At 40.1% G+C, this 11,544-nt stretch carries 11 protein-coding genes; 1 reads left to right on the top strand and 10 read right to left on the bottom strand.

What is annotated here, in order from left to right:
* Nucleotides 1–20 precede the first annotated feature (20 nt).
* Nucleotides 21–2,501, bottom strand: a complete 2,481-nt coding sequence (gene lon, locus CLV99_RS11600) for an endopeptidase La (RefSeq protein ID WP_133584677.1) — start codon at nt 2,499–2,501, stop codon at nt 21–23.
* A 312-nt stretch (nt 2,502–2,813) separates the two neighbouring features.
* On the opposite strand from lon, the gene CLV99_RS11605 reads away from it, so the two are divergent.
* Nucleotides 2,814–3,476, top strand: coding sequence for a tetratricopeptide repeat protein (locus CLV99_RS11605; RefSeq protein ID WP_133584678.1), 663 nt, complete (start codon nt 2,814–2,816; stop codon nt 3,474–3,476).
* Nucleotides 3,477–3,526: 50 nt separating this feature from the next.
* On the opposite strand, the gene CLV99_RS11610 is transcribed toward CLV99_RS11605, so the two are convergent.
* The 9 genes from CLV99_RS11610 to CLV99_RS11655 form a co-directional block, all read right to left on the bottom strand.
* Complete coding sequence (locus tag CLV99_RS11610) at nt 3,527–3,955, bottom strand: DUF1801 domain-containing protein (RefSeq protein WP_133584679.1); 429 nt, start codon at nt 3,953–3,955, stop codon at nt 3,527–3,529.
* A gap of 7 nt (nt 3,956–3,962) precedes the next feature.
* Complete coding sequence (locus CLV99_RS11615) at nt 3,963–4,427, bottom strand: SRPBCC domain-containing protein (RefSeq protein WP_133584680.1); 465 nt, start codon at nt 4,425–4,427, stop codon at nt 3,963–3,965.
* 11 nt (nt 4,428–4,438) lie between these two features.
* Nucleotides 4,439–4,831: a VOC family protein gene (locus CLV99_RS11620; RefSeq protein WP_133584681.1), complete on the bottom strand. Its 393-nt coding sequence runs from the start codon at nt 4,829–4,831 to the stop codon at nt 4,439–4,441.
* 151 nt (nt 4,832–4,982) lie between these two features.
* Nucleotides 4,983–5,915, bottom strand: a complete 933-nt coding sequence (locus CLV99_RS23330; protein ID WP_211348530.1) for a DUF1801 domain-containing protein — start codon at nt 5,913–5,915, stop codon at nt 4,983–4,985.
* Between the two features lie 33 nt (nt 5,916–5,948).
* Nucleotides 5,949–6,407: an SRPBCC domain-containing protein gene (locus CLV99_RS11635; protein WP_133584682.1), complete on the bottom strand. Its 459-nt coding sequence runs from the start codon at nt 6,405–6,407 to the stop codon at nt 5,949–5,951.
* Nucleotides 6,408–6,560: 153 nt separating this feature from the next.
* Nucleotides 6,561–8,792, bottom strand: coding sequence for a multicopper oxidase domain-containing protein (locus CLV99_RS11640; RefSeq protein WP_133584683.1), 2,232 nt, complete (start codon nt 8,790–8,792; stop codon nt 6,561–6,563).
* Nucleotides 8,793–8,800: 8 nt separating this feature from the next.
* Complete coding sequence (locus CLV99_RS11645; protein ID WP_133584684.1) at nt 8,801–9,661, bottom strand: DUF3347 domain-containing protein; 861 nt, start codon at nt 9,659–9,661, stop codon at nt 8,801–8,803.
* A 243-nt stretch (nt 9,662–9,904) separates the two neighbouring features.
* Nucleotides 9,905–10,276 (bottom strand): hypothetical protein, encoded by a 372-nt coding sequence (locus CLV99_RS11650; RefSeq protein WP_133584685.1) that lies wholly within the window; start codon nt 10,274–10,276, stop codon nt 9,905–9,907.
* A gap of 88 nt (nt 10,277–10,364) precedes the next feature.
* Nucleotides 10,365–11,537, bottom strand: coding sequence for a glycosyltransferase family 4 protein (locus CLV99_RS11655; protein ID WP_133584686.1), 1,173 nt, complete (start codon nt 11,535–11,537; stop codon nt 10,365–10,367).
* Between the last annotated feature and the right edge of the window lie 7 nt (nt 11,538–11,544).

Consider the following 11,544-nt stretch of genomic DNA (forward strand, 5'->3'; position numbering starts at 1 on the left):
CTTTTTTTTAAGATGTGCTTTTATTTTTCTTTAGCCGGTTCGTTGTTAAATTTATTGAGATCTTTGGCTTTTTTTACTTTGCTCTTTAATAAAGCTAGATCAATTACTTCATGCATCTCCGATACATAGTGGAACTGCATGTCTTTAATATAATCTTCTTTGATCTCTAGAATATCTTTCTTGTTCGATTTGCAAAGAATAATTTCCTTGATATTAGCTCTTTTGGCGGCAAGTATCTTTTCTTTTATACCACCAACAGGGAGGACTTTGCCACGTAATGTGATTTCGCCTGTCATTGCTAACTTTTCTTTGACTTTACGTTGTGTAAACAATGAAGTTAACGCGGTAAGCATAGTGATACCGGCAGAAGGTCCATCTTTCGGAGTGGCACCTGCTGGCACATGTATGTTGACGTCCCAATGGTCAAAAATGCGATAATCGATTCCAAAATCTTCGGCATGGGAACGTAAGTAAGCCATAGCAATGGCAGCAGATTCTTTCATTACATCACCAAGATTACCGGTTAGACTTAGTTTACCTTTTCCCGGGCTGAGACTAGATTCTATAAACAAAATATCGCCACCAACAGACGTCCATGCTAATCCGGTAACTACTCCAGCAACGTCATTATTCTCATAGCTATCTTTATCAAAAATTGGCGCACCTAGAATTTCTTCGGCAACCTCTGCACTGACGTTTGCACTATGAGGTTTCTCCATGACAATCTTGGTCGCAATACCTCTTACAACAGAACCAATCTTTTTCTCTAGACCACGGACACCAGATTCTCTGGTATATTCTTCAATAATTTTTTCAATTACTTTATTGTTCAATGTGACATCCTTGTTCTGGAGGCCATGCATTTCACGTTGTTTTGGCAGTAAATGTTTTTTTGCAATTTCTATCTTCTCCTCAATAGTATAACCATTTACTTCTATTATCTCCATACGGTCGAGTAGTGCCGGTTGTATGGTACTTAGAGAGTTGGCAGTAGCAATAAACATCACTTTTGACAAATCATATTCCATCTCCACATAGTGGTCATAGAAATGAGTGTTCTGTTCTGGATCCAGCACTTCTAATAATGCTGAAGAGGGATCCCCTTTAAAATCTGAACCTATCTTGTCAATTTCATCGAGTACAAAGACGGGATTGGAAGTGCCAGCTTTTTTAAGCGACTGTATAATCCGGCCTGGCATAGCCCCAATGTAAGTCTTGCGGTGACCTCTGATTTCAGCTTCATCTCTTACTCCGCCTAAGGCCATACGTGTGTATTTACGTCCTAGTGCTTTGGCTATAGATTTCCCCAAGGATGTTTTACCTACCCCTGGAGGCCCGACAAGACAAAGTATAGGCGCTTTCATATCGTTTTTGAGCTTTAATACCGCGAGGTATTCTATAATGCGTTGCTTAACTTTGTCTAAACCGTAATGGTCCTTGTCTAATACCTTTATAGCTCTGTTTAGATCAAATTTGTCTTTTGTATATTCGCCCCAAGGAAGATCTAGAAGAAGCTCTAGGTAATTGAGTTGCACCGAATAGTCCGCTGCAGCTGGATTGATCCGGGCCAGTTTTTCAATTTCTTTGTCAAAATGTTCTTTTACATCTTGAGGCCACTTTTTATTTTTAGCACGTTTTTTTAAATCCTCCATCTCCAAATCAGGGGTATTACCCCCCAACTCTTCTTGGATTGTTTTAAGTTGCTGATTTAAGAAGTAATCCCGTTGTTGCTTATCCAAATCTACACGTACCTTGTTTTGAATTTGATTTTTCAATTCCAAAATCTGCACTTCATTTGTTAAATGCTCTAGCAGTAGTCTGGCCCGTTTAACAAAATCTTTTAGCTCTAGTAACTCTTGTTTAGCCGGTAATTCCAGTGCAAGGTTGGAAGAGATAAAGTTGACTAAGAACGTAGGGCTCTCTATATTTTTAATCGCTATCCCTGCTTCTGATGGAAGGTTAGGGGATAGTTGGATAATCTGTAAAGCAAGCTCTTTGATGGAAGAAATTAAAGCTTTGAATTCCTTACTGCTGGTTTTTGGCTTTTCTTCAGCAAAGCGTTCTACTTTGGCTTTGATGTAGGGCTCCGATTGAACGAGCTCTTGAAGCTTAAAGCGTTGTTTACCTTGAATAATAACGGTTGTATTACCATCCGGCATCTGTAATATTTTGATAATATTGGCTACCGTTCCGACTTTATGGAGCTGGTCAAAACCAGGGTCTTCGACAGACATATCCTTTTGGGATACAACACCGATTGTTTTATCTCCTTTGTAGGCCTCTTTGACGAGTTTTATAGATTTATCCCGGCCGACTGTTATCGGAATAACAACACCAGGGAATAAAACGGTGTTACGTAGTGGAAGAATAGATAAAATCTCAGGTATATCCTCGTTTCGCATTTCGTCTTCATCCTGCGGGCTCAATAACGGGAAGAATTCGGTATCCTCACTAATTATTGGAATTGCCTGGTTGAAGTCGAATGTGTCAAATTTGCTCATATATTGTTTTGTTTAAAATCCGACAACATGTCAGACTTTAGGTGTACTTTTTCCATTATGGATTATGAATGCTTATAGTACAAGCTAAGTGCCAAGAGTAAAAACTGGTATTATTTATGCTATAGTATTTATGAAACCTGCTAAATCGTCACGTGGTATGTTGGTTTATGACAGCATTTTGATGTTGTAGATAATGATAAAAATAAAAGAAATTGTAATATTGTGGAAATGTTTATAAGTATTTGTTGATGACTTAAACTTATTATGGCATTTTTACTTTAAAACGTGAACTAGAAACATTAAATCAAGGATATGAATATTAAAATTGCAAATAATCAATTGAGATCATTGAAGTTGGGAATGTCAGCACTGGCCTTGGCTTTGATGACCTTGACAGCTCAAGCGCAACAGCAGGAGCATAGTAATCCAAATGTGAGATTAGGACAGAAAGCATTGCTTGAGGGAGATTTCAAATCGGCTGTTACCCATTTGGAGAAAGCAATGCCTACGGAATCTAAAGATCCAGATGTACTGTATTTGTTAGGATATTCTCAGTTTCAGTCGGGCGACTTTCAGAAAGCAGCGACCTCTTTTGGAAAAGTAGTCGCATTGGATGCGAAGAATGCTAACGCGTATTATTATAAAGCGAAGGCAAATAACGCATTGGCAGAAAATAGTAAGCTTTCAAATGCCCAAAGGGAGCAGTTGCTTCAATCCGCAATCGGAGATTATACAAAGGCTATCGCTGTAAATGCAAATGATGCTAAGTTGTATCAAAATAGAGCGGTAACTTACCGTGATTTGGGTATTTTAAAAGGAACAGCTGGTACGGATAATTATAACAAAGTCGCAGCTACAGAAGCTTACAATAAGGCGGTGACTGATTATGAAAAAGTGCTTTCATATGATGCGGCACGTAAGGATATTCAGACTGAACTGAAGAAAGCTAAGATCTATCGCGATAATCTAAAATAGATTAAAGTCATACAGAAAAGGTTCTCTATTTGGAGAACCTTTTTTTGTGATTAAGAATATATACGTTCGTATTTATTGCTTATAAAATCAAGTGTAGTGCGCATCATTAAGGATAGTTTTTGTTCGTCGATATCAGCTAGTTTTTTTATGTAGATACAAGCCTTGCCCATCGTGAATTTTCCCAACCCTTCTAGAAGATAGCTATGTTCATCTGCCCCCGTGAAAACATAAAGTGAAATGGCTGCTTTGCGTGGAGAAAAGCCTAGGAGAGGAGCCTCGCCTTCGTGACCACTCGCATACTTGTAATGATAGGTGCCAAATCCAATTATTGAAGGGCCATACATTTTTGCTGTTTGACCTGTGGCTTCCTCCATCAGTTCTATAAGTCGATAACTATCGGCTTTTTTTTGAGCGTTTTCAACCTTTTCAATAAAGGCAATGACGTCTTCGTCTGTATATTCTGTTTTATTTTTAGCCATTTTAAATTTATTTTTCGCAGAGTTCTTTTAATCGAACCAAAGATTTGGGCCAAATATCTTCAAACATCTTCTCGTGCTCTTCGCTATCAACTTCTACGGAACAAAGAAGATAGGTGTTTCCTCCCTCGATCTCACGGAATCTATAGATTTCATACGCGTTTTTCCATCCATCTACCTGTTCGCCTTCATATAATTCTCCATCTTTTCCTAAGATGCCGATATGTCTTATGGTCACGAGCTCTCCAGGTATATTCTTGTCAATACTTGCTATTAAACCTACTTCATGCCCGGTTTCATCTTTTGCTGTAAAATATCCTTTTGAACCTTCGGACCAGTCGCCCCTAAAGTCAGAGTCTGGACTAAAGAAAGAGGTCCAGTCTCTATAGCTTTCCGGTGCTAACATTATTTGATGCACCTTTTGTGGAGTGGCCTGTATTGTACTTGTATAGTATAGCGTTTTTAAATTTTTCATAGCCCTTATATCTACATGTTTCCCATTCCAAAGACGGTACCCTGTGGGTCTTTGACAATCACATAGTTGAGGCTGCCGTCTTTCTTTTTACTCTCTTTTAGTAGTGTGCCTCCGAGTTGTAGACAAGTGGAAAGACTTTCTTTTACATCATTGACAAAAAAATAGGGAATCCATTGTGGTGGAATACCTGAATTGACTCCCCGATGTGTACATATTCCACCTCCGGGAGTTTCTGTATCAACTGCCATTGCATAGTCTTCATACGATTCTTCACCATCTTCCATCGCTACTCCGATTTCTTGCCATCCAAATAGTGTTTTGTAAAATTCCTTTAATTCAGTAGGCTTATCTACAGTGAGGTCTGTCCAATAAAATTGTCCATGTTTGGGTTTGTTTTTACTCATATGGTCATATTTTGTGTGATTGTTGAAATAGATTGACACCGTTGGGCAATAGCATCGTGCCTTCTTGTTTGATGAATCAATACCTTATCAATCCGCTATTAAATATAGGATATGGATAGGAGACTATACTTGACACAAGACAAGAATTATATTAACGTTTGTATTTGTCGTGCAGTCCTTTGCCATCTAAAATCAGAGGCGTTATTTTTTCCATTCGAGTGTGTTTTGTTTTGTCCTGCTTTGCTTCATTGATGTAAGCTATGTATTCTTTCTGTTTTCCCGGAGTCAAATTATCGAATGCTTGCTTTAAAGTGTTATTCTGTTCTAATGCTTCTTTAAAAAATCCTTCCGGCGGTTGAACTGGTGTCCGTTCAATTTTTATCTCTTTACCGTCTTTTATGGTCTGTATACTTTCATCAATGTAGCTGCGTATTTTTTGCGGATCCATTTCCTGAACACTTTTGAAACGCCACTGTCGCAAGGCCTTCGTCTTCCCTTCGGATGCAGTTACCAGTACTTTGTCTCGGTCTTCTAAAAAAACACCATTATAAAACCAAAGCGAGAAGAAATTTTTAAAGCCAGCCCAACCTATTACATTTTTACCGTTGAGGGTGTAGATGTCGGTTCCCCATTTGAATTCTTTTTTTAGCTCGGTTTGTAGGATCAGCTGATTCATAAATTCTTCACAGTCTATCCACTTGTCACGATGAGCATCCCAGGTAGGCCCCTGCTTGTCTTTAAGGAGATGTGTATTGAAATAGACGATATCGGTGATTAATTCTCGAGGTAGTTTTTGGTCCAATGGTATCTGGATAGCGCCTTTTGTCGTTTTAAATGAAGCTAATTTGTCTGCCAAAGCCTCTATTGCGGCTGGACCAGGATATATTCCTATATGGTTTTTAAACTTCGCAAAATGGATAAGATTACCATGCCAACGATAGGTAGGCATGGCGTAGTTAATTGTCTCTTTGGCATCAATTGGTGCTGCATCGCGAATAATCTCACGGAGTTCTTCCAGTGTTTGTTGAGTGTTTTTATCAAAGCTGTGAATGTACTCATCTATGGTAGAGAAAGATGTCTGCATCGTATTTGTATTTAAGTAATTAGGGGCACTCGCTTACTTGATATTCTTCATAAAATTAAAAGCGCCTGTACGAAGATTTATGCCGTATTCCAAGTAGGCTTTTAGACAGGCTAAAAAATTGGCCCATCCCTCGGTCTGACCGATCGCTTGCTGGATACCGCTTTCATCTGCCATCATCTGACTTTCTTTGATACGAACGACCGTGCTACCGTCTGCTTGCGATTCTAAGAATATTTCTACTAACATGCCTTCGGCACCACCGCTCCAGTCAAAAGAAATATATTCATTTTGAGTTATTTGTTGGCCTGTTACCGGAAATTTATCTTCAAATTCCGGAAATTTCCATTGAACGGTTTTACCAGTTTCTAGTTGTCCGGTGCCGTGTTCTATAAAATAGTGATTCATCTTTTCTGGAGAAATGATAGCATCAAAAACTTGTTCTATGGGCTTCTGAATCTGAATTGAAGCTTTTGCTGATAACGTCTTGTTCATCTGTTGTTGTTTTAGTCGACTTGATTGGAAAGCTTTGTTATACTAAAAACAAAAATAGTGAAAATAGGTTTTTAGTTGTCCGTATAGCGAATCATAAAAAACAAATTCGCTACCCGTTCACCGAATAGCGAATTTGTTTCATCATTGTTGTTTTTAGTAGTTGACAGCGACACCTACACCAAATCCCATATCACTATCATAATGCGTGCGGATTCCAAGGTTTTTATGGAGTATATACCTAAGATCTACCATGTACTCCTTATCGGTGTTGACCATGAACCCGCCTCGTAGCCTTCTGGAAAGCGGAATGTCTTCCCGCATTAAGGAGAGTCTGGCTATACCGTCATGGTACACCTCTGCCTGAAAATTGATTAATAGGGGTAGGGTATACATTACTCCTAAACTGATAGCACTTCTATTGTCTTTCTTGTTTACCTGACCAAACATGTTTTTCTCATGCTCATCTTCGCCCATTCTGCGATAGCGCCAATCGAAGCCAACGAAAGGCATAAGCCATTGCATTTTACCAATATATCTTCCCAAATGGGTTTCGACTTCATAGCCATGCATATCATTATATCCTAGACGCCATTCGGTTCCCAGGCTCCAACGGGCATTTTGAAGCATGGCCTCTCCATCATTACCGTTGGTAGCAAAATCATTCTGCGCCATGAAATGAATCATATTACTCTCTTTCTGAAGTACCTTGTATGCTTTTTCTTTGTCTGGAAGTAGGGGATTGTTGTAGTTTCCAACCTCAAATACCCGATTCATTCCAGCCATCATATGATACAGGATGTGACAATGGAAAAACCAATCGCCCTCACGATTGGCTTCGAACTCGATGACATTGGTCTCCATAGGCATAATATCCATGACATTTTTCATTGGAGCATAATCGCCCTGTCCGTTGATGAGTCTAAAGTCAAAGCCGTGTAGATGCATGGGATGGCGCATCATGGAGTTATTATACAAGGTAATTCTGAGAATCTCACCTTTTTTGACGGGAATTTTATCTGTTTCGGACATCACTCGATTGTCCATACTCCATACATATCGGTTCATATTTCCCGTTAGTTCAAATCGGAGTTCCCGTATGGGGGCGTTGGCGTCGAGGGTTGTTTTTTCGGTGGCTTTTAACATAGCATAATTCAGAGTGACCTTCTCCATATTATTTCCATGCTTGTTCTGCTCCTGATGCCCGCTATGATCAGAAGAGGACTGCATCTCATGTTGCTGTCCGGTCATCTCGGGATACATTACGGCATTCATGTCCATTTTTTGTAGGCTCATCTGCATTCCCATGTCATGCATATCACCATTCATTTTCATCATGTCGTTCATCATTTTCATCCCCTCAAAATAACGAAGCCTTGGTAATGGCGTGTTTAATTGTCGGATACCTTCCCCTATGAAAAGAGAGGCGGCACCAGAGCGATCTTCTGCCGTAGCTGATAACTCGTAGGAAGTGTTCTCAGCGGGTATAGTGACAATGATATCGTAAGTTTCGGAGACACCGATTATCAGCCGGTCGACTTCAACAGGTTGTACATCATTGCCATCATTAGCGACTACAGTTATTTTTCCACCTGCATAGGTAAGCCAGAAGTAAGACGATGCTCCTCCATTGGCGACTCGTAATCGGACGCGGTCTCCAGCTTTGAATTGTGCTAATTGGCTGGAGCGCTGCCCATTGATAAGGAAGCTTTCATAATAAACGTCACTGACATCCATGGCCTCCATACGTTTCCACTCGTTGGTTACCTTTGTTTTTAAATGTCCTTCTTTTAGGGCCTCAACATAGCTTTGTACAGTGTTCTTTTTAATGCCCGGCCAATCGTTGCCTGTATGAAGCATTCGCTGGACGACTTCGGGCTTAGTATTTGTCCATTCGCTGAGCATGACAGATACTGAGGGAATGTCGTCTACTCCTTTTCTGAATGTAGGATCGTCTTTTCTCTTGTTGAATACCATGGAGCCATACATGCCGATTTGCTCTTGTAGTCCCGAATGGCTATGATACCAATAGGTGCCGTTCTGTATGATAGGGAAACGATAGGTATAGGTTGTACCAGGTGGAATGGGCATCTGTGTTAGAAACGGGACGCCATCCTCGCGGTTGGGAAGCCATACGCCATGCCAATGTAGAGAACTGCTTTCTTTTAATTGGTTGTGCACGATAATTTCTGCTGTATCTCCTTCTGTGAATGTTAATGTCGGTAGAGGGATTTGCCCGTTGGCCGCAATGGCTCTCTTTTTTATACCTCCATAGGTAACGACTGTATCCTGCAGATAGAGGTGGTAAGTTACCGTACGTTGCGCCTGTACTGTGCCTAGTAGACACAGTAGCAGGAGTAGTGTTATATTTATTTTTTTTAACAGCATAGTTCAGGTTAGTTTATTTTTTCTTTTACACTCCCACAGGTCATCATTTTTGAACCATAGAATGGATTCTTGATCTCCTCATTTAAACTCAGCCAGTTTGCTCCTTTTCCATTTTCAAACATGGGGCAGTTTTGGTAGTATATTGGGGATTTTAATGGGCTGGCCTTGACCATGAGATACAATTTAGTTGACAAGGCTGCAAAATGTTTCCGTTGATCGGTGATGTTGGAACTATTGACGATATTATTGGCCGATGTAGTGATTTCTTTTACTTGGTCCATCCAAATCTGATGAGCGTTATTAGAAAGTGTTTCCATTTTTAAGCTTTCGATAGCTTGAAGTAGTGACTTGGCTTGTAAAGTAGCAGCTTTTGAATCTGAATTGACCAATGCATCTTTTAGGGGAAAATAAGTTTCCATGACTGTTTGAAAGGTGTGTGATTCTGTTTTGGTTTTATCACTGCTATGGTGCTGATGTTCCTGCTTGTGTGTGTGGTTGGAACTTACCGCTGCCACCTCTTTCCCCTTCAATGTTCTTTCGTATTGACAGCAGCCATGTAATTGGGTATAAGTCTCATCTGGAGCTAGGTATTTTTCATTATCGTAACCGGCTAAGGCTATACGTTTCAAAATGGCATCACTGTTTGTTTTTTCGGCATCGTAAACGATCTTGGCGCTTTGTGAAGCTGAATCCCATATCAACTGAGCTTCTTTTTTCTTGTTCCCAGCTTTCTCGATGGTAGCTTTGCACATATCACAATTGCCATTGACATGAAATGTTTCTGTCTTTGCATTTTTAACTTGTGCGTATATATCGGTAGTAGTGAATAGTATACTCCAGATACTAATCCAAAAAATAATTGTCTTCATATGTGTATAATTACTTTGTGATCCGTCAACTGGCGGATCGGTTTGTTTCTTAACGGTGACTAACTAATCTATTAGCGGATGGAATGCATGCCTTGTTGTGAATGCATATGTTATCCTGCTTATTGTTTAACCGCTTGTATGCGAATTTGTTTAAATTTATCCGATTGATTTACCCTTAAAGGTCGAATCATAGCATAGGGATAGGTCTGGTAAAGACATACCTTTGGCTATACAGTTGTTAAATTAACCTATTTTGGGAAGAAGCCATGTCGACAGAAAACCTGGTATAATACGGTTGTCGTTGGCACAGAAGGAGACCTTTCCATTGGCGTTGCCGCTCCATTGGTGGATATTGGTCTGGTTAAAGAAGAGTTGAAATTTAATGCCGCTTTGTTGACAGCTAGCACCTTTACATTGCCCATCGCAGTGTTTGCCATGGTCATGTTTAGAGGAAGTTTCCGTCTGACAACAATCGTGCGTCTTGCTCTTATGTTCTTGGTCGCAGCAGGAAGGGGCACTGTGTACAGGCTCATGTTGCTCACAAGCAGATACTGATTTGGTCAAGGTGAGTAGACCAAAGAGTAAGGTGAAACATATGAACATATACTTTTTCATGCGTAATGTAAAATTACATATTTCCTTTATAAATGGAAAGTCATTTTGCGTAACTATACGGTGATATACAATAACTGTGCCTTTGAACTCATTTATTGCATATCTCTAGAAAGGCGGTACCATAATTACGTGCCATGATGTCCCAGCTGTAAGTTGCACGTGTATATTCAGCGTAGGTTTTTGCTTGTTGTCTATAGAGGTCTGGGTTATCTATAACCTCCTTTAGGGCAGTTATCCAAGCAGGACTGTTTTCCGCCGGAACAAGTATGCCATTTTTTTTGTGCTGCACTGCACTATTTATCCCCTCTATTGCAGATGCAATGACCAAAGATCCTGCTGTAGATGCTTCTAGACACACTAACCCAAAGCCTTCCATATCTCCAGGAATCGGGATATTAGGCATCAAGAATGCGAGAGACTCATTGAGGATTATCTGTAAGTCTTCGAAAGGCACTTTACCCAAATGAATAACTTTAGGGTAGCAGTGTGGTAGTATTTTTCGGAGTGAGCTTTGATCCGATGGGTACCCCAGAAATAACATGGTCAGATTCTTTAGTTTTGAGGGGAGTAGATTGATTAATCTGTCTGTTAAAGTCTCTTTGGTACTATAGGGACCTAGCATCAACAATTGGAAATCTGTATCTACATGAGGAATGACTTGTTGTAAGAGCCAAGAGAATCCCTTGCGTTTTACAGGGCGACCTAGGGTGACGAATGTTTTTTTGTCTATCTGTATGTCTGGGTACTTGTGGCTGATGTCAGCTAATTTTTTTTTAACTTGATGCTCAGGAAAGTCCACACCATTGGGTATCACCTGAAGTTTTTCGATCTTGATTCCACGATCATAAGCGGCTTTTGCCGTCGCGTCGCTTACGGCAAAAATACGGTCAAAGCTGTTAAAGCGAGGAATAATTTTCTTTTGAAAATACGCTAACGGGTATACAACGTCCAAGCCGTGTATCGTTACGGTTTTTTTTAGCTGTTCGTATCCTTTATGATAAGAGGCAATAGCAGCGATCAAGCCATCATTGAAGTGTATGATCTTGATTTTCGGATTCGCTTTGATCAATGTCAGGATACGGCTGTTTAATTTGAGAAAGAATGCGAAGAGCGACTCTTGATGGTCATAGACAATGGTATGCGTTTTGATGTATAAGGCCACACCATTGATCAGTTCATAGCTTTGCTTTTCCATTCCACCTGTTGCAGGAGGGGACTTATGGCTTACAAATAGTATTTCTATAGGGTGCAATTGTTGCATGGCTTAA

Origin of the sequence: Sphingobacterium yanglingense, assembly GCF_004363245.1 — a bacterium.
In the GTDB taxonomy this organism is placed as follows: Bacteria; Bacteroidota; Bacteroidia; order Sphingobacteriales; family Sphingobacteriaceae; genus Sphingobacterium; species Sphingobacterium yanglingense.